Genomic DNA, 18801 nt, shown 5'->3' with positions numbered 1-18801 from the left:
CCATGGACACGCATCGAGATCAAGCCTTCCCACGCGCCGCACCGTGCGCGCGCTGCCGGCGGCTGCGCATCGCGCTGGCCGGTGCGGTGCTGGTGATGGCCGCGAGCCTCGGGTTGCGCGCCGCGACGGTGCCGCCGGCGGCGCCTGCGTCAGCGCCTGCTGGCGCGCCCCACACCGCGCCCCACACCGCGCCCGACACCGCGATGGTCCCGCTGGCCGCGTGGCCGGCGGCGTCGGCGATCGACATGCGCCTGGTCTACAAGACCGTCACGTTGCCGTCGGCACGCCGCGGCGCGCCCTACGGCCCGCGCGAGGTCGTGAAGGGCGGCACGCCGCCGTACCGCTTCACGGTCGACGGCAAGCTGCCACCGGGGCTGGTGCTGACCGAAGACGGCCGGCTCGGCGGCCTGCCGGCCGAGAACGGCAGCTTCCGCTTCGTGCTCGGCGTGCAGGACGCCGAATCGCCGCCGCGCGCGGCACAACAGGCCTATGTGCTGAACGTCTACACCGCCGCGAGCAAGCCGGCCGCGGCGGCATCGGCCGCGTCGGTGCCGGCGGCACCGCGTGCGATGACGACGCTCGGAACCGCCGATGCCGAGGCCACCGCGAACACCCGCGCCGGCCAGCCCGCGACCTACAAGCTGACACCGGCCGACCAGGCCGGCCTGGTGCCCGAGGCGGCACCGCCCGCCCCGGGGCTGGTGCCGGCCCCGGAGACCGGGCCGGTGCCGGCCGACGGCCCGGCGCCGCCCGCGGCGGTGGCCCCCGGCGACCCTGCGCCGGTGGTGCCGAGCGCCGAGCAACTGCAGGCCGTGCTGCTGCCGCTGACCGACGTGGAGTACCCGACGCGCGCGCTGTTCGTCGATGCGCTGGAGCAGAGCCGCTGCGACTACTACCGCGTGCATGTGAACGAGATGGCGCTGAAGAAGCAGCTGAGCGTCGACACCCGTTGCCCGCCGCAACCCGCGCCGGCGCCCGCATCGGCCCCATCGCGCAAGCCCGCGGCCACCGGCCTGAGCCTGCGCGAGTTCTACGACGACCTGCTGCCGGCGGCGCTGCGCGACGACATCGTCAAGGTGGCCGAGAAGCGGCATCCGTTCACCGACGTGAAACCGCTGCGCCTGACCGGTGCCGGCTGCGGCTGCACGCCGCAGCGCACCGACAACGAGGTGATCGGCTTCGTGCCGTACTGGCTCGCGACCGAGGCACCGCTGGCGGTCGACTTCAGCCTGTTCACCCGCCTCGAGTACATGGGCGTGGTGCTGGGCGACAGCGGCAACTGGGTGCTGCCGCCGGGATGGGACGGCCAGTCGGGCGGCTTCGCGCGCGAGACGCGGCGCCACGGCACGCGCGTCGACCTGGTGCTGTACCGGCGCGATTGGGCGTCGCTGCTGGCACTGCCCGAGGCGCAGGCCGATGCGGTCGCGCGCAACGCGGCACGCAATGCGGTGGTGCTGGCCGACACGCACCACACCGACCTGCAGTCGCGCTTCGACGGGCTGCTGCTGCCGCAGTGGCGCGAATCGGCCTACGTGTACGACGGCATCACCGTGTTCTTCGAGGATTCGCCGACCGAGGGGCCGCAGCAGAAGGCCTTCGCGCGCTTCCTGAAGCTGTTCCTGCAGCGGCTGGTGGCCGAGATGCAGGCGTCGGGCCGCAGCTACCAGGCCAACATCGTCGTGCCCGACCACCTGCTGGGCGACACCGGCGCCTACAACTTCTCGGACCTGATGGACGTGCTCGAAAGCGCCGAGCCGCGGCGCAGCAGCAAGGGCGTCGAAGAGGGCGCCAAGGTGCGCTACCGCGGCACCACCGACCTGACGGTCGACTTCCTGGTGCTGCTGAGCGAGCCGACCGGCGCCAGCACGATGGCGCTGCGCGCGCAGATCGACGCCACGCCGAACCTGGCCGGGCACCGCCGCATCGCCTTCCTCGAGAGCGTGGTGCCGATCGAGTTCCACCAGCGCGGCGACAAGCCGGTGCTGCTGGCCCCGCCGGAGCGCGACCAGCTGGACCGCGACCTGGCCTACATCAAGTGGACCTACGGCGGCATCGGCTTGTGGCCGCTGCCGACCACCGGACTCGGCAGCGGCGAGACCGTCAGCGGCCTGCTGGCGCACAACTACACGGTGCCGCGCGGCGCGCTGGCCGGGCTGTGCGAGTTCGCGTGCCCGAACCGGCTGCCGCTGCGCCTGCTGTTCGAGGCGCTGGTGCTGGCGGAGTGCCTCGGCATCGCGCTGTACGCATGGAACTGCCGCGTGCGGCGCATCGGCCGGCGCTACCTGCTGATGCTGTGGGCCGGCGCGCTCGCGACACTGGCGCTCGCCTTCGTCGTGTTCAGCTGCGACCCGGCGCTGCAGCACTGGCGCGAGCAGAATTACCTGCTGTACGGACTGATCCTGCTGCTGTTCGCCGCAGGCGTTTACGTGACGTTCAAGCCGAGAGTGGAGGCCCCATGAAGGTTCAACTGCATGCCAATGACCGGGACGCCGACGGTCCCTCGACCGCCGCGCACCGCCCGACGGCCGATCCGTTCCACGACAGCCCGCGGATGATCGCGCAGCGCGCGCAGATCGACGCGGCCTTCGGCGAGGCCGCGCAGCGTGCCGAAGACCTGGGCGCATTCGAGGAGGAAGAAGAACCGATGCAGGCCAAGGCCGACCCCGGCCATGGCGGCCTGCCCGCCGGGCTGCAGGCCGGCATCCAGGCGCTGTCGGGCATGGACGTGTCCGACGTGCAGGTGCACCGCAACTCGTCGCAGCCGGCACAGCTGAATGCGCTGGCCTACGCGCAGGGTAACGACATCCACCTCGCGCCGGGCCAGGAGCAGCACCTGCCGCACGAGGCCTGGCACGTGGTGCAGCAGCGCCAGGGCCGGGTCGAGCCGACGATGCAGATGGCGGGGGTTGCGGTCAACGATGACGCCGGGCTCGAAGAGGAGGCCGACCGGATGGGCGCGCAGGCCCTGCAGGGCGCGGGGCTGGAGACGGACGGGCTCTGAGCGCCCCGGCCGGCGGCCGAGCCAGGCGCCTCGCCGTCAGATAGCTTGCGCCGCGATGGATGCGTCGCGGCCGATGCGCATTCGGTCACGCCTGGGGCGCCCAGCCATCTCCAGTTCGACGCGGCGATGCCGAAAGCCCGGGGGAGTGGACGTGGAAAAGGCCAAGCCCTGCTGTGGCCACCGCGATCCGCGCTGTACCTCCCTCTCACTCCGCTCCTGCATCACATGACCACCTTCCTCCGTTCGCTCGCCGCTGGTTTCACCGTCATCGCCGCCGTGGCCCCCGTCGCCGCCCAGGCGCAATCCAATCCCGACAAGATCACGCTGTGCCACTCGCACGAAGAAGCCTATCCGTGGCTGATCAACGGCAAGCCCGGCTACAGCGCGCTGATGATGCAATCGATCGAGAAGCAGCTCGGCGTGGCCATCAAGCTCGCGCCGATGCCGTGGAAGCAATGCATGGCCGAGGTCAAGAGCGGCGCGATGGACGGTGCCATCAACGCCAGCTTCGCGGCCGACCGCGCCGAATTCGCGGTGTACCCGGTCAAGCTCGACGGCGAATCCGACGCCACCAAGCGCATGTACCGCGCCACCTACGCGCTGTACCGCATCAAGGGCTCGGCGGCAGGCTGGGACGGCCAGAAGCTGAACGGCGTCGACGGCACCATCGGTGCGCCGACCGGCTACTCGGTCATTGCGCAGCTCACCAAGCTGGGCGCCAAGGTCGATGACAGCGCCAACGCCACCGGCGAGATCCTGAAGCGCCTGGCGGCCGGCCGCTACCAGCTGGTCGCACTGCAGACCACCGAAGCCGACGACACGCTGCATGCCGAGGCCGACCTGCGTGCCAAGGTCGAGCGCATCAACCCGCCGCTGGCCGAGAAGCCGTACTTCACGATCTTCTCGAAGGTGTTCTATGCGAAGTACGGCCCCACCGCGAAGGAGGTGTGGAAGCTCGAAGGCAAGACGCGCGACTCGGCCGAATTCAAGAGCGCCGTCGCCCACCTCGTGAAGTCGGTCGACTGATCCGCGGAGGCCGCCGTGAAAGTCAAGAGCACCATCTGGCTGTTGCCGGTGTTGTCGGCCCTCGTGTTCGCGCTCGGGGTGATGGTCGTGTTCGCATTCTCGACCCGCACCTCGCAGGCGCTGGATGCGGTCGGCCAGACGCACTACCCTTATCTCAGCGCGAGCCAGCAGCTGGGCAGCCGCTTCGATGCGCTGGTCGTCAGCCTGCAGGGCGCCGCGTCCGACGGCGACAAGAAGCACCTCGAAGCCACCGGCGTCCAGGCCGAGCAGATCCGCGCGCTGCTGAAGGCCACGCAGGCGATCCCGGCGCGTGCCGCGGCGGCGCAGCGCCTGCATGCCGAGTTCGATGCGTACTACGGCTCGGCGGTGCAGGCGATCGGCATCGTGATCGGCAGCCAGCAGGGCGACGAAGCGGCCGCGCTGTCGAAGATGCAGGCGGCGCAGAAGCTGTTCGCCGCGTCGGTGCAGCAGGCGCATGCCGAAGCCCAGGAAGGCTTCGACACCGCGCTCGCGGGCGCGAAGAAGAGCACCGGCGCGACGCTGGTGGCGATTCTGGCGAGCGCGGGCCTGGTGCTCGTCGGCCTGGGCATCGGCTCGCGCTGGGTGGTCCGCCAGGTGTGGCGCCAGCTCGGCGGCGAGCCCGAGTACGCCCGCGATGCGGTGCTGCGCGTGGCGCAAGGCGACCTGTCGCACGACATCGCGGTGCAGCCGGGGGCCGACGGCAGCCTGCTGCATGCGGTGCGCGACATGGTGCAGCAGCTGCGCAGCCTGGTCGGCGACGTGCAGAACGGCGCGCAGTCGATCAGCCATGCCACCACCGAGATCGCGAGCGGCAATGCCGACCTGTCGAACCGCACCGAGCAGCAGGCGAGTGCGCTGCAGCAGACGGCGGCGTCGATGCAGCAGATGACCGATTCGGTGCAGCTGAATGCGGGCAATGCGCAGCAGGCGAACCAGTTCGCGGTGTCGGCGACGCAGGTGGCCGATCGCGGCGGCGTGGTGGTGACCCAGGTCGTCACGACGATGACCGAGATCAGCGCGAGCTCGCGCAAGATCAGCGACATCATCGGCGTGATCGACGGCATCGCGTTCCAGACCAACATCCTGGCGCTGAACGCCGCGGTGGAAGCCGCACGTGCCGGCGAGCAGGGCCGCGGCTTCGCGGTGGTCGCGAGCGAGGTGCGGTCGCTGGCCCAGCGCAGCGCGCAGGCGGCGCGCGAGATCAAGACCTTGATCAATGCGTCGGTCGAGAAGGTCGACAGCGGCACGCGGCTGGTCGGCGAGGCCGGCAAGACCATGACCGAGATCGTCCAGCAGGTGCGCCGCGTGACCGACCTGATCGCCGAGATCAATGCGTCGACCACCGAGCAGACCGGCGGCATCGCGCAGGTCAACCAGGCGGTGACGTCGCTGGACCAGGGCACGCAGCAGAACGCTGCGCTGGTCGAGCAGAGCGCCGCTGCGGCCGAGAGCCTGGAGCAACAGGCCGGTGACCTGATGCGACTGGTCTCGGTGTTCAAGATCGCCCCGGCGCACCGAAGCATCCACGCCGTCTGAGCCGTATCCGATGTGACGTCCCTGGGTGAGGACGGCGCAGGCCTTGCTGCAGCAGGCGCGCGCCGCCTGCGCGCCGCACGCCCAGCGTCAGCTCGTCAGTCGCGCATCGTGAAGTTGATGCGGAACGGGTACTGCATCGCGCAGGGCGCGCCGTCGCAGCGGGCCGGCTTGTACTTCGCATTCATCAGCACGCCCGCGGCATATTTCGTGAGGAGAGGATCCGGTGAGACCAGCACCGAGACCGACTGCGCCTCGCCGCGGCTGTCGACATCGACGAGAAGCGAGAGGTGGCCGCGCGCACGCAGGTGGTCCTGCCCGGCCGCCATCGCCTTGTAGAGGCTCTGTGGCCCCTTCAGCGGGTAGGGTGGCTCGTCGTTCGTCCCCATCGCCTCGTATTGCGACTTCACGATGGCCTGCTGTTGCGGCGACAGCTCGCCGTAGGGCTTGTCGAACGGCACATGGCTGCCGGTGACGACATCCCGAAGGATGTGCGAGCCGGTGTCCGGCCGGTCCTGCTTGATGGTGTAGCGCGGCGGCGTTGCGGGGTCGGCGGCGCAGGCGATCCACGGCGTGGACAGCAGCAGCGCAGCGGCCAGGGGCGTCAGGAGGTGTCGCATTTGCAGAGCATAGACCATGCACCCGGTGCGACGCGTCATCAAGCGGGCGGATGCGTGCGGCGGCGCGGCGCGCTATCAATGCGCACCCGTTCGACGAAGGATCCGAGCCATGTTCGATCTGCACGACCCGGGCGGCAAGCGGCCGTCGGAACACTTCAGCGGTGCGGTCGGCGCCGGCCTGGTGCTGGTGTTTCTTCCGAGCATGACGCTGGTCTGGAAGCTGGAGGTCTTTCGCCACAACCCGACCTTCGGCTACCCGATCCTCGCGATCTTCGGGATCATGATCCTGCTCGGTGCGCTGGCGCTGGTGTCGACGCTGTTCAATCGACTCGGGCTGTCGGCAGCTGGCGAGGCGCTCGCGCTGCCGCCGGGCTCGATCCGCGCGACGATTGCGCTGTCGCTGATCGTGCTGTTCGCGCTGCTCGCGGTGATGCTCTACCAATCGCTGAGCAGCCCCGAGCCGATCGTCTTGCGCGGCCTGAACGAGGCCGCGAAACAGCAACTGGTGTCGGATCCGGCGAATGGCTCGGTGCAGGTGACGCCGGTGGCCTGCCCGACGGCCACCGCGGCATCGGGCGCCGCGAGCGCGGCAGCCGCCGTCGCATCGGCGGCGAGCACGCCCCGCAGCCTGCCCGACCCGTGCGCGGGTGGCGCGTTGTTCAAGTACGACGTGCAGATCGGCCACGTCGTCTCGAATGCCGCGGTCGATTTCGCCAAGCAGCTGCTGACGCTGATCGGCACGCTGATGACCTCGGTCGTCAGCTTCTACTTCGCGGCCAAGAGCACCGAGACCGTCGCGACCAAGGCGATCGAAACGATGAAGGCGCAGGTGGCCGACGCGAAGGCCGCGGATGGCGCGGATGCCGCAGCGGCTTCGACCACGGCACCGGACGGTGACGCCGAGCATGAGCACGGTGGCGTGAACTCACCGACCGACGACATGGACTTGCCGGCGGCGCAAGGTGGCGTGGCCAAGGACGGGCCGGCCGCGCCGGCGGCCGGCTGACCGGGGAGCGCGACATGAGCTTTTCACTCACCTGGATGCCCGACGTGCTGCTGCACGCGGGCCTGAAAGTGGCGCCCGATCCCGGATGGGAGAACCGCGGTCGGCGCGAGATGGGTTCGGTGCAGGGCGTGCTGTGCCACCACACCGCCGGGCCGAAGACCGGCAACATGCCGACGCTGCGGCTGCTGAGGGAAGGCCGCTCCGACCTGGCCGGGCCGCTTGCGCAGCTCGGGCTGGGACGCGACGGCACCTTCTACATCGTGGCGGCCGGCCAGGCCAACCATGCGGGCAAGGGCAGCTTCCGCGGCATCGGCGACGGCAATGCGCACCTGATCGGAATCGAGGCCGAGCACACCGGGCTGAAGGGCGATCCGTGGCCCGACGTCCAGCTGCGCGCCTACCAGCACGGCGTGGCGGCGCTGCTGGCACACGTCGGCGTGTCGTCGGATTTCTGCATCGGCCACAAGGAATGGGAACCCGGCCGCAAGCCCGATCCGACCTTCGACATGGATGAATTCCGCATGCAGGTTCGGGCCGTGATGTCGGGTGCGGCGCCGGCGCTGGCGCCGATCCCGCTGCAGGAGCCGCAGCCGGCAGCGGGCCAGCCGCAAACGCGGCCGACCTTGCGCCGCGGCATGGTCGACGACTGGGTCAAGGTGATCCAGGCGAAGTGCCGGCTGAAGGAAGACGGCTGGTTCGGCGCGGCCACCGAGGCGGCCGTGCGCGAACTGCAGCGGGCCGCCCGGTTGGTGCCGGACGGCATCGTCGGGCCGCGCACCTGGGTGGCGGTGGATGCGAAGTGAATCGTTGATCCGCGCATCCCGCGCGGGTACTCCTTCCTGGCCTGTTTCGTGGCTTTGGTGAATATTCACATGGCCTGTTGAAAAGACCCGGCGCATCGCTAACATGCGTCGCGTTGCGGTGGATCCCGATGCGGATCCATCGCAGCACCGGGGCCCGGCAGGGCCAGCGCTGCAGACCTAGCGGCGCGGACTGACCGACTGCCCCCCGAGGAGGATTTCTTGCAGCATTTCACCCCCATCGCCGCGTGGGCGATCAGCCGCGTGCGCGTCGCGCTTTTCTTCGTGCCCCTGGTTGGCGCACTCACACCGTTGGCATCGGCCCAGACCGCCGTCACGATCCAGCCGCCGAACCTGTCGGGTGCGGTGTCCGGCAGCCTCGCCGGGCGGGCCTCGGTGGGCGCCGGTGCGGCGACGTACTCGGTGTCGATCGCGGTACCGCCGGGCACGGCGGGCATGGCGCCTGGCGTGTCGCTGAACTACTCGAGCCAGTCCGGCACGAGCACGCTCGGGCGCGGCTGGGCGCTCGGTGGCCAGTCGAGCATTGCGCGCTGCGGCAAGACGCTGGCGATCGATGGCGTGCGCACCGCGGTGTCGCTCGATGCGAACGACCAGTTCTGCCTCGACGGCCAGCGGCTGCTGCCCGCGACCGGCTCGAACGGCAGCGAGTACCGCACGCGCATCGACGGCTTCAGCAAGATCGTGCCGACCATCACCGACGTGGCGAAGGGCCCCGACGCGTGGACGGTCTACCTGAAGTCCGGGCAGGTGATGACCTACGGCGGCACGGCCGACGCCACATTTGACGTGCAAGGCGGCACGCGCAACCTGCGCTGGGCGCTGTCGCGCTCGCAGGACCGGCGCGGCAGCTACTCCACCATCAGCTACGCGAAGAACAGCACGCTCGGCGAGATGGTGCCGACACGCATCCGCTACACCGGCAACGACAACACCGGGCTGGTGCCGTACAACGCGGTCAACTTCGTCTACGAGACCCGGCCCGACCCGTGGCAAGGCCATGTGGCCGGCAACCTGCTGAGCCGCGCGCTGCGGCTGACGGCGATCCAGACGCGCATCGACACCGCGGCCGACGGCAGCGGCGGCACGCTGGTGCGCGACTACCGCGTCGCCTACAAGACGAATCCGATCAACGGGCGCAGCCTGGTCGATGCGATCAGCGATTGCGATGGTGCGGGCAACTGCCTGCCGGCGACGCGCTTCGGCTGGACGGTGCGCGACGCCGCGGCAGAGACTTTCGCGGCGGCCAGCAGCGGCAACTGGGGCGGCCCGGTGCCGCAGCTGCAGGAGCTGATTCCGTCGAACCAGAAGCTCGGCAGCAAGACGCAGCAGGTGCAGACACAGGTGCTGATGGGTGACTTCGACGGGGACGGCGCGGCCGACCTGGCTCGCTCGGACGGTACCGGCAACTGGCAGGTGTGCCTGTCGCGACGCACGACCTTCGCTTGCCAGTCGTGGGCCGGACCGGCCAACGGCGATCGAGGGGTGGCGCAGGGCGACTTCAACGGCGACGGTCGCATGGACATCGCGTGGAGTTCCGTCGTGGGTTCGTCCACCTGGAGCGTGTGCCTGTCGACCGGCAGCGGCTTCTCGTGCAGCGACTGAGCGGGCCCGAGCTTCGGCGGCCCGGTGGCCGACTTCAATGGCGACGGGCGCGACGACATCCTTGCCGTCGACAAGAACGGCAGCAAAGGCGGCTCCAGGTTGTGCACCGGCGTGGCCACGGGCGGCGGCTGCATCGCCTACGACACGAGCGAGTTCGTGCTGGCCACGCTGACGGATTGGGAGAGCGGCCCCAACATCAAGAAGGTGACCGGGGACTTCAACGGTGACGGGCGCGCCGACTTCCTCATCACCGAGAAGTCGGGCGCATGGAGCGACGCGAGCGTGTTCCTGTCGACCGACCAGGGTCTGGTGAGGTCCACGCCGATGGGGCAGACCAACTTCTTCCTGCCGGTGATTCCCGATCCGGGCACCACGGTTCTGTCGGACCAGAACGGCGATCCGTACGACAGCTACAGCGACGTGCTCGAATCGCATGTCCTCAATGGCGTTGCGTCCGGCAAGGTGTGCCGCTCCACCGGCGTGTCGCTGTCGTGCTCTCCGATCCAGGGCTTGACCAGCGGCATCGGGTTCTCGAACGTCGGTGACTTCGATGCCGACGGCCGCGCCGATGCGTACCGCGGTGGGGCGGTGTGCCAAGTGGGCGACAGCGCGCCGTACCAGCTCGGCGACACCTACGGCGGCAGCGTCAACATCGCCTGCCGTGCGTGGACGCCGGCCAGCCCTGGCACTGCAACCGCCAGCTACGTCGGTGACTTCAACGGCGACGGCATCCCCGACCGGGCGTACTACATCGCCGCCAGCAACTCCGCCGGCAGCTGGTACGTGGCCTTGACCGGCAACGGCGGCAGCAGCGACCTGCTCGAATCGGTGACCGACGGCGAGGGCCACCAGACGCAGTTCAGCTACAAGCGCATGGACGACGCCAGCGTCTACACGCGCGGGGCCGACGTGGCTTGGCCGCTGCGCAACGTCGTCAGCGGCCCGCCGCTGGTCGCGCAGCGCCGTGTCGCCAACGGCCAGGGCGGCTGGCTGAGCACCGATTACCGCTACCAGGGCCTGCGCAGCAACCAGCAGGGCTTGGGGTCGGTGGGATTCGAGACGATCCAGTCGACCGACGCCTCCACCGGCGTGACCACACTGAGCCGTTTCAAGCAGGACGACCCGTTCATCGGCATGCCGGTGCAGACCAGGGCGACTCAGGCCAACGGCGTCGTGCTGAGCCAGGTCGACATCACCCCGGCGTCGTTCGCGACCACCGGCGGCGCGCTGTTCACCTACACGAGCAGCAGCACCAGCGCCACGCGCGACCTGGACAACTCGGCGATGACGACCCGCACGACGCAGGTCAACCCGAACGGTATCGACGCCTTTGGCAACATCACGTCAAGCAGCGAGACGGTGAGCGGCGGCGACAGCTTCACGACCACCACGACGAACAGCTACGACAACCTCCAGGGCAGCTGGCTGATCGGGCTGCTGCGCAAGACGGTGGTGGCCAAATCGGCGCAGCAAGCGGGCGACGTGGCCGCGACGCCGTCCGCATTGACCTTCTCGGCCTGCAACACCTCGAGCCCGGCCGCCCTCCCGGCGCTGGCGTGGATGAGCTGCACGCTGGGCAACACCGGCCAGACGGTGGCCGCGTCGATCGCCTACGCGGCACCTGCGGGCATGACGGTGACCGGCCCCGTCAACTGCTCGGCCAACACTGCCGACTGCGGCGCGGTGGTGCTGACCTCGGGCGCGGCCGCCGGCACCTACAGCGGCACGCTGAGCGCGACGCCGTCGCCGGCGGGCGGTGTGGCATCGAAGGCGGTGTCGCTGACGGTGGCGCCGCCGCCGTTGGTCTTCGTGCCGGCGGCGACGCAGTGGGGCACGATCGGTGCCGCGTCCGACTCGGGCGACTGGCCGACGATCAAGAACAACAGCAGCGTGTCGCTGCTGATCACGGCGCACACGACCGCCGCAGGGCCGGCGGGCATGTGGTCGTGGCAGGGCCAGGCTGGCTACTGCGTGCCGGGCAGCACGGTGCTCGCGCCCGGCGCGTCGTGCCAGACCTTCTTCGGCACCGGTGGCCTGGCCACGCCGGGCAGCTACGCGGCGACCGACCAGATCGGCTACCAGGTGGTGGGTGCCACCGGCACGACCTACACCGTGCAGCAGAACTACGCGTTCTCGCTGGCGAGCACCACGCCCAGCGTGGGCAGCCTGTCGTTCGGCAACGTGCCGGTGAACACGACGAGCACCGCGCAGAGTTTGACGCTGACCAACAACGCGACGAACGGCGGCACGCTCGCGAACCTGTCGATCGCGCTGAGCGGCACGAAGCCGGGCGACTTCGCGCTGACGCACACCTGCGGCACGGCTCTCGCGGCAGGTGCCGCCTGCACGGTGACGGTGAGCTTCAAGCCGACGGCGATTGCCAACGGCATTGGCGCGAGCGTACAGGTGCTGGGTTCATATCCGCGAATGCAGGGCGGCGCCGATGGAGGGATCCAGCGTGCGAACGGCGTCAACTTGTCCATCTCGGTGAGCGGCAATGGCACCGGCACGATCGCGACGCTGACCTCGGCCGCCAGCCTCACCATGCCCGCGACCTGGTACGGCGGCGGAACGCAGACGGTGACGGCCACCTACCGCAACGATGGCAACCTGCCGATGAGCCTCGGCTCGCCGGCGCTGGCCGCGCCGCTGAGCGTGGCAAGCAACGGCTGCAGCGCCGTGGCGGCGGGCGCGAGCTGCAATCTGGTGATCGCAGCAACGACCAATGTGCCGGGGATCAACCAGAGCCAGGCCTTTGCACCGAGCGGCGCCACGACGGCACCGGTTGCCACGACGGTGACGTGGACCACGCAATCGGCGGTGCCGCGCTGGAACCCGACGAGCCTGGCCTTCGGCAACGTGGGCGTGGGGGCCTCGGCTTCGCAGAACCTGACGCTCGTCAACGATGGCAACGTGGCCTACAACTGGGCCGCCAATTCGGGCATCGCGAACCTGCCTGCCGGGTTCAGCGTGAACACCGGCGGCTGCGGCAACGTGGCGCCGGGTGGCAGTTGCACCGCGACGGTGAGCTTCACGCCGAGTGCGGCGACGAGCTACGGCGGCAGCGGCATTTCGATGAGCGCGGTTTCGTACAACAGCAACACCTTCAGCGTCTCGGGCACCGGCTACGTCATTCCGGTTCTCACGGCTCCGAGCACCTCGGTCAGCGCCACGTCGACGGCACCCACGCCGGCGGTCGGCTACGCGATCTACATCAACAGCACGCCGACGCCGACGACCCTGAACCTGTCGTTTAGCAGCAGCAGCCTGACGCTGGGCAGCACGACCATGACCTGTCCCGCCTGGTCGGCCCTTGGCGGCGGGTACTGCAGCGGCGTGCGGATCGACTCGCCAGCCACCGCCGGCACCTACACCGGCACGATCACCGGCACCTCGTCGATGGGCGGCAGCGTGCCGCCGATCTCGGTGACGCTGACGGTGCTGCCGGCGCCGAGCAACACGACGATCACGTTGAGCCCTACGGCGCTGGACTACGGCGCGCAGGGGCTGGATCGCACGTCGGTGGCGAAGACGGTGACGGTGTCGAACACGGGATCGGCGCCCGCACCGATGACGACAGTGTTCCCGTCGGGCTCGGGCGGCTGGTCGTTCGAGCGGCAAGGCGGCACCTGCCCGGTCGACGGGCAGCAGCTCGCGGCGGGGGCGTCGTGCACGCTGGGGGTGGTCTTCGTGACGGGATGCACCTCGGGCAGCGCGGCGGGTGACCTGAAGGTGCAGGGCGCGAATTTCACGACTGCGACCGCGCGCCTGACCGGCACGATCAAGACGGGGAAGTGCACATGAGCACGACGAACAACAAGATGATTCGCGCCGCGTTCTCGGTTGCGTTGCTCGGGTTGAGCGTTGCAACGCAAGCCCAGACGGCCGGCCAGACGGTCACGCGCACGGTGACTTACGAGTACGACGCGTACGGCACGCCGATCAAGCAGACGGTGGAGCCGGACGACGCGCGCTACACGGTGAGCACCGCGATGGAGCCGGACGCGAACTACGGCGTGACGCGCAAGCGCACGGTGACCTGGCGCGACCCGGTGACCGGCGAGACAAAGACCCGCACCGACGGCACCGACTACGACAGCCGCTACCGCTACGTCGAGAAGAGCACGAACGCGAAGGGCCACCCGACGACGAGCACGCACGATGCCGGCACCGGCAACGTGCTGAGCGCCACCGATGCCGACCTGTTGACCACCCGCTGGCAGTACGACGGCTGGGGCCGCAAGCTGCGCGAGAGCCGCCCCGACGGCAGTGCCACCAGCACCGCCTACCGCCAATGCGTGGACAGCTGCGCGAACGGCGCGGCGTCGGTGACGATCACCCAGCAATGGGGCGGCCCGGGTGAAGCCAGCCAGACGGCGAGCCCTACCGAAGCCTTCGAGGACACCGCAGGGCACGAGGTGCTGACGCGCCACTGGGGCTTCGACGGCGCAGCGGTGTTCAGCCAGAAGGTCTTCGACGCCCGGGGCCGCGTGCAGTTCCTCTCCCGTCCCTATGCGGCCGGACAGAGCCCGGTGTGGACGAGCTACGACCGCGACGCGCTCGGCCGGGTCTGGCAGATCAACACGCCGAACAAGGCCGGCAGCGGGGTCGACAGCGCCACCTTCAGCTACAACGGCCTGAGCCGCACCAGCCGCAACGCGAAGGGGCAGCTGCGCACCGAAGTGCGCAACGCGGCCGGCCAGCTGGCCGCGGTGACCGACGCGTACGGCGCGACGACGCGCTACGTGTACGAGGCGTTCGGCAGCCTGGCCCGCACGATCGACCCGAAGGGCAACCGCATCGAGATCGGCTACGACCGGCTGGGCCGCAAGACCACGCTGGACGACCCGAACCTCGGGCACTGGACCTACGTGGTCGACCCGCTCGGGCAGACCCGCCAGCAGACCGATTCGAAGCAGCAGACCACCAGCTTCGAGTTCGACGTGCTCGGGCGCATGACGCGCCGGCTGGAGCCGGACCTGGACAGCCGCTGGGAGTACGACACCGCCGCCAAGGGCACCGGCGAGCTGGCCGAGACGTACACATGGGCCGCCAATGCGAAAGACTACCGGCGCGTGCACAGCTACGACGCGCTCGGCCGCCCGAGCACGACGGTGACGAGCCTGGACGCGGACTACGCGAGCACGGTGACGTACGACGCCTTCGGCCGCCCCGACCGCACGACCCACAGCCGCTCGGCCAGAGGGGCCGGTGCCACGGGTGCGGTGGCCGCGTCGAACACCTTCCAGCAGCACTACAACGCGGTCGGCTACGCGGACCGCATCGACCGCTACGAGGGCGCGGCGACGACGCCGATCACGCTGTGGACGGCGCAGGCGATGGACGCCGAAGGCCGGCTGACTCAGGAGCAGCTGGGCAACGGCGCGGTGACGCGCCGGGGCTACAACGCGTACACCGGGCGCCTGAACAGCATCCGCAGCGGGGTGTCGGCGGCCGATGCGCAGTTCCAGAACGACAGCTACGACTACGACGTGCTGGGGAACCTGGAGAGCCGCAGCCAGTTGATGGCCAATGGCGGTGCGGCGTTGAACGAGAGCTTCACGTACGACGCGCTGAACCGGCTGTACACCAGCACGATCGGCGGGGTCACCAAGACGACCACCTACGACGAGCTGGGCAACCTGACGAGCAAGACCGGCGTCGGGCTGTACCGCTACCCGCCGTCGGGCGCGGGCAGCACGGCACCGAATGCGGTGGTGTCGGTGCTGGGCACGGTGGCCGGGCTGGCGAACCCGGAGTTCAACTACGAGGTCAATGGCAACCTGAAGAAGGGCATGGGCCGCCGCTATGCGTGGACGGCGTACGACATGCCATCGAGCATCGACAAGCTCGATGGTGCGAACCCGGTGCAGCGCACGGCGTTCCTGTACGGCCCGGACCATGCAAGAACCCGACAGACCATCAGCCCGATGAGCGGTGAGGTGGCGGGAAGCCCGACCACGACGATCTGGTACGGCGGCGCCATTGAAAAGGAGATCGACGCCGCGGCCAACACGACGACGATCCGCACGGTGCTGCCGGCGCAGCTCGGCTTCATCGAGGAGAAGTTCAGCGGCACGGCCATCGCACCAACGGCGGACGGTGCGCGCAACCTGCGCTACTTCCTGACGGACCACCTCGGCTCCACGCTCGCCGAGATGGACCAAGCCCAAGCCGTGCTGCAGCGCATGAGCTACGACGCGTGGGGGCGCCGGCGCAACGCGGACGGCAGCGACGACGGCGGCCCGCAATGGGGCAGCCTGAAGAACGCGCAGGACCACAGCGGCTACACCGGGCACGAGCACCTGGACCAACTGGGTCTGGTGAACATGAACGCGCGGATGTACGACCCGCTGCTCGGACGCCACACCAGCGCCGATCCAACCGTGCCGGATCCGACGAATGCGCAGGCGTTCAATCGGTACAGCTACGTGCTGAACAACGCGCTGTTCTTCACCGACCCGACGGGGCTGGCACCGAACGAGACGCCGGGTTTTCTGGACAAACCGTGCGCCGGGGGGTTCTTTTGCAGCGTGAATGGCAATCCGGTGGGCATCGAGCAGAAAAACCCGGCAGGATCCGGACTGCGCCTGTCAGGTCAGGACAAGGGTGTGCGGCTTGGGCAGGGCAGCGGCGCAATGTCTCAGAGCGGGCAGGATTCGTCGAGCTTGGGCAGTGCATTGCTCGACACGGCAAAGGCGGTCGGCAACGTTGGAATCGAAGCGAATCCGCTGGTCGGCGCAGCCAGCGCATTTGCCACGGCATTCAATGTCGGCTTGCAGATAGGCGGGCAATCCGGCGGCGCGATGCCTGTGCTGTCAGACTACATCCGTTTCACATACGACTCGCCGGTCTTCGGCACGACCGTTGAGATCGGATTTGGGCTGTTGGCCGGCAGAGGAGCCGGCGGCATCGGTTCGGCGACTCGCGCAACGGAGTCATTGGTGTTGCGAGAAACCTTCGCGCTGTGCTTCGTGGCCGGTACGCTGATTCACACTGCCGATGGTCTGAAACCGATCGAAGACATTCGTGTCGGAGATCTCGTGGCCGCGCGCGATGAACTCACAGGCGTGACGCGGTGGCAGCCCGTCGTGCGACTCTTCCATCACAAAGACCAGCAGACGTTGGCGATCAGCTATGTCGATTCACAGGGCGACTTGGAGACCTTGGGCGTGACTGACGAGCACCCGTTCCGCGTCGAAGGTCGAGGGTGGGTCGCTGCGGCAGCGTTGGTGGCGGGAGATAAGATCCACCGGATCAGCGGCGGCTGGTTGACGGTCACCGCCGTGAGACGGAACACCGTACCGCAGGACACGTACAACTTCGAGGTGGCGGAGTTTCATACGTACTTCGTTGGCGCGCTCGGGGCGTGGGTGCACAACGCTTGTCAATTGAATTTTGGAACCGCAAAGGGACTTGGCCCAGCTTTGGACAAGGCTGGAAACCAGATTGGTCGGATCGTCGTGGACTCCAAGGGCAACGCGTTGATTGAACCTCTTGGAGGACGTACGGTTGCTGCTGGAAAGGGGGGCGTTGACACACACACGCTCTATCCCAATGGTTCGAACTATCAAAGGCTGAACCCGCAAGGTCACGCGAATGACCCTACCCCCCACGGGCACGGGCACGCGCTTGGCACTGCTTCCGGAATGAAAGGTCAAGGTTCTTCGCTAGACGTGAACGGGAGTGTCGTCCCCTGGAACAGTCCCGCTGCTCATTGGCCTATCAATTGATCATCATGGACATCATTGAATTTTTGAAGACGATTTACATCGGCGATCGTGGTTGCAAAACAATCTTGATTGACGGCTGGAACTCCGAAGTCAAGGTGCAGGCGACTTGCATCTCTCGTGTGCGATCAGCCACCTGGGACTACTACACAGCTGAAGACTTGCCCGATGGATTCATCGTCTTCGAAGGTGTGACCAGTGTGGTCTTCGAGCCCAGCGGTGCGATTCCCAACGATTCGATCAACGACATCAGAGCGGAACGGCTGGCAGGTGAGAGTGCCAAGTATTTGATTGTCATGAGTATCGATGCCGTCGATTCGGCCGGCAATCACGTGGAAGTCGAGATGCAAATCCATGCGAACTCGATGGCGCTGGAGGACCATCGCAAGCCGGGGCAAAGGATCACGCGATGATGAAGGCAATGCTCGGGACCGACGCGATGAAGAGTCTCGACCTTCCTGCTGAAGAGAAGCGGCCGCTTCCGCTGGCTGGGAACATCGAAGCCGCTTTGCCAGCCTCTATGACTGGTTACGGCGTGCAGTCGACGATTTCATCGAGTTCGATTGTTGAGCCTCAGGCCCACAAGAACTCCGCCGGAACCTGATCGGTCAGCCACACGCCGTTGTCCGCCATGAAGAACGTGAATCCCTGCGCCTGCATCCGAAGCGCATCGACTTTGAGGACGAGTGGCGTGCCATGACGCTGGCCAACACGCTGCGCCGTGGCTTCGTCGATGGACAGATGCACATGCTGACGCTCCTGCGGCTTCAAGCCTTCCGACATGATCGATTCGACGAAGCGCGTCGCGGTCCCGTGGTAGAGCACCGGTGGCGGTACCTGCGGTGAGAGGCCAAGCTCCACCGACACCGAGTGCCCCTGTGCGGCACGCACACGCAGTTCGTCGGGCGACACTGAGAACCGCTTCTTGTCGCTGGTCTTGACGACCTGCAACAGGTCCTCACGGCCAAACGGCGTCCCGGCTGCGTTGGCTTTCTCGATCAGTTCGTCAATGCTGGCCCAGCCTTGCGCGTCCAATACCAAGCCGATGGCATCAGGCTTGTGTCGCAGGACGAAGCTCAAGAACTTGCTGAGTTGAAGGGAATCGACTGGCATGCAGAGTTACAACCAACCCGGGAAAATGCGGTGGAGGGCGAACCACGCGAGTCCCACCGCTGGCACAGCGATCGCATAGACATTGAGCACCTGCTTCCAGTGGAGTGGCACTCGATCCGCCTGGAACCCTTGGCTGGTTCTGGAGGCGTCGCCGATGATGTAGTCGACCTGACCTTCGCCCGTCGGGTAAACACGCCAGGAGCTCAGTGGAATGATGGGCACCCAAAGAATGAGAGCCTGTCAGTAATTTTGTGTGCGAGGCATAGCATGACGACCAGGAGCATGTATGCCAAGCAAGACGAAGACGAAGAACGAGGCGATCGCTGCG

Annotated in this window: 14 protein-coding genes; 12 read left to right on the top strand and 2 right to left on the bottom strand. The window is 68.2% G+C overall.

The features are described 5' to 3' along the window. Nucleotides 1-2 precede the first annotated feature (2 nt). The 4 genes from ASC98_RS14850 (at nt 3) to ASC98_RS32125 (ending at nt 5584) form a co-directional block, all read left to right on the top strand. Nucleotides 3-2459 (top strand): hypothetical protein, encoded by a 2457-nt coding sequence (locus ASC98_RS14850; protein WP_056809818.1) that lies wholly within the window; start codon nt 3-5, stop codon nt 2457-2459. Continuing rightward, nucleotides 2456-3001 (top strand): DUF4157 domain-containing protein, encoded by a 546-nt coding sequence (locus tag ASC98_RS14845; RefSeq protein WP_157597949.1) that lies wholly within the window; start codon nt 2456-2458, stop codon nt 2999-3001. Before ASC98_RS14850 ends, ASC98_RS14845 begins: the two co-directional genes overlap by 4 nt. Before the next feature lie 225 nt (nt 3002-3226). Further along, nucleotides 3227-4027, top strand: a complete 801-nt coding sequence (locus ASC98_RS14840; protein WP_056809816.1) for an ABC transporter substrate-binding protein — start codon at nt 3227-3229, stop codon at nt 4025-4027. A 15-nt stretch (nt 4028-4042) separates the two neighbouring features. Continuing rightward, nucleotides 4043-5584 (top strand): methyl-accepting chemotaxis protein, encoded by a 1542-nt coding sequence (locus ASC98_RS32125; protein ID WP_056809814.1) that lies wholly within the window; start codon nt 4043-4045, stop codon nt 5582-5584. Nucleotides 5585-5679: 95 nt separating this feature from the next. Here ASC98_RS32125 and ASC98_RS14830 read toward each other — a convergent pair whose 3' ends face one another. Then, the gene (locus tag ASC98_RS14830; protein ID WP_056809812.1) at nt 5680-6201 is read right to left on the bottom strand and encodes an energy transducer TonB; all 522 of its coding nucleotides are present in this window, start codon (nt 6199-6201) and stop codon (nt 5680-5682) included. A gap of 109 nt (nt 6202-6310) precedes the next feature. Between ASC98_RS14830 and ASC98_RS14825 the strand changes: the two genes are divergently transcribed. From ASC98_RS14825 to ASC98_RS30430, 7 genes are all read left to right on the top strand, one after another. Further along, nucleotides 6311-7207: a hypothetical protein gene (locus ASC98_RS14825; RefSeq protein ID WP_056809810.1), complete on the top strand. Its 897-nt coding sequence runs from the start codon at nt 6311-6313 to the stop codon at nt 7205-7207. Nucleotides 7208-7221: 14 nt separating this feature from the next. Continuing rightward, on the top strand, nt 7222-8010 hold the full coding sequence (locus tag ASC98_RS14820; RefSeq protein WP_056809808.1) for an N-acetylmuramoyl-L-alanine amidase: 789 nt from the start codon (nt 7222-7224) through the stop codon (nt 8008-8010). A gap of 219 nt (nt 8011-8229) precedes the next feature. Beyond that, on the top strand, nt 8230-9630 hold the full coding sequence (locus ASC98_RS14815; protein WP_056809806.1) for a SpvB/TcaC N-terminal domain-containing protein: 1401 nt from the start codon (nt 8230-8232) through the stop codon (nt 9628-9630). 24 nt (nt 9631-9654) lie between these two features. After that, on the top strand, nt 9655-13434 hold the full coding sequence (locus ASC98_RS14810; RefSeq protein ID WP_056809804.1) for a choice-of-anchor D domain-containing protein: 3780 nt from the start codon (nt 9655-9657) through the stop codon (nt 13432-13434). Beyond that, nucleotides 13431-17363, top strand: a complete 3933-nt coding sequence (locus tag ASC98_RS14805; protein WP_056809802.1) for a polymorphic toxin-type HINT domain-containing protein — start codon at nt 13431-13433, stop codon at nt 17361-17363. The genes ASC98_RS14810 and ASC98_RS14805 overlap by 4 nt, the downstream gene beginning before the upstream one ends. Before the next feature lie 5 nt (nt 17364-17368). After that, on the top strand, nt 17369-17773 hold the full coding sequence (locus ASC98_RS14800) for a DUF6258 family protein (RefSeq protein WP_157597950.1): 405 nt from the start codon (nt 17369-17371) through the stop codon (nt 17771-17773). Further along, the gene (locus tag ASC98_RS30430) at nt 17770-17964 is read left to right on the top strand and encodes a hypothetical protein (protein WP_157597951.1); all 195 of its coding nucleotides are present in this window, start codon (nt 17770-17772) and stop codon (nt 17962-17964) included. Before ASC98_RS14800 ends, ASC98_RS30430 begins: the two co-directional genes overlap by 4 nt. Here the strand turns inward: ASC98_RS30430 and ASC98_RS14795 are convergent. Further along, complete coding sequence (locus tag ASC98_RS14795; RefSeq protein ID WP_056809797.1) at nt 17934-18473, bottom strand: RNA 2'-phosphotransferase; 540 nt, start codon at nt 18471-18473, stop codon at nt 17934-17936. The two genes, ASC98_RS30430 and ASC98_RS14795, sit on opposite strands and share 31 nt — an antisense overlap. On the opposite strand from ASC98_RS14795, the gene ASC98_RS31710 reads away from it, so the two are divergent. Continuing rightward, a partial coding sequence (locus tag ASC98_RS31710; protein ID WP_235581279.1) for a hypothetical protein occupies nt 18453-18801 on the top strand: 349 nt, incomplete at its 3' end. The genes ASC98_RS14795 and ASC98_RS31710 overlap by 21 nt on opposite strands.

It is taken from the genome of Rhizobacter sp. Root1238 (genome assembly GCF_001425825.1).
GTDB lineage: Bacteria > Pseudomonadota > Gammaproteobacteria > Burkholderiales > Burkholderiaceae_C > Rhizobacter.
The sequence above is the reverse complement of the archived record's forward strand: the minus strand, read 5'-3'. Positions and strand labels throughout refer to the sequence as shown.

Bases quoted from the DNA above. Each gene is read 5' to 3' on its own strand.
- ASC98_RS14850 (WP_056809818.1), top strand. From the start codon at position 3: ATGGACACGCATCGAGATCAAGCCTTCCCACGCGCCGCACCGTGCGCG.
- ASC98_RS14825 (WP_056809810.1), top strand. From the start codon at position 6,311: ATGTTCGATCTGCACGACCCGGGCGGCAAGCGGCCGTCGGAACACTTC.
- ASC98_RS14795 (WP_056809797.1), bottom strand. From the start codon at position 18,473: ATGCCAGTCGATTCCCTTCAACTCAGCAAGTTCTTGAGCTTCGTCCTG.
- ASC98_RS30430 (WP_157597951.1), top strand. From the start codon at position 17,770: ATGATGAAGGCAATGCTCGGGACCGACGCGATGAAGAGTCTCGACCTT.
- ASC98_RS14830 (WP_056809812.1), bottom strand. From the start codon at position 6,201: ATGCGACACCTCCTGACGCCCCTGGCCGCTGCGCTGCTGCTGTCCACG.
- ASC98_RS14845 (WP_157597949.1), top strand. From the start codon at position 2,456: ATGAAGGTTCAACTGCATGCCAATGACCGGGACGCCGACGGTCCCTCG.
- ASC98_RS14820 (WP_056809808.1), top strand. From the start codon at position 7,222: ATGAGCTTTTCACTCACCTGGATGCCCGACGTGCTGCTGCACGCGGGC.
- ASC98_RS14805 (WP_056809802.1), top strand. From the start codon at position 13,431: ATGAGCACGACGAACAACAAGATGATTCGCGCCGCGTTCTCGGTTGCG.
- ASC98_RS14840 (WP_056809816.1), top strand. From the start codon at position 3,227: ATGACCACCTTCCTCCGTTCGCTCGCCGCTGGTTTCACCGTCATCGCC.
- ASC98_RS14800 (WP_157597950.1), top strand. From the start codon at position 17,369: ATGGACATCATTGAATTTTTGAAGACGATTTACATCGGCGATCGTGGT.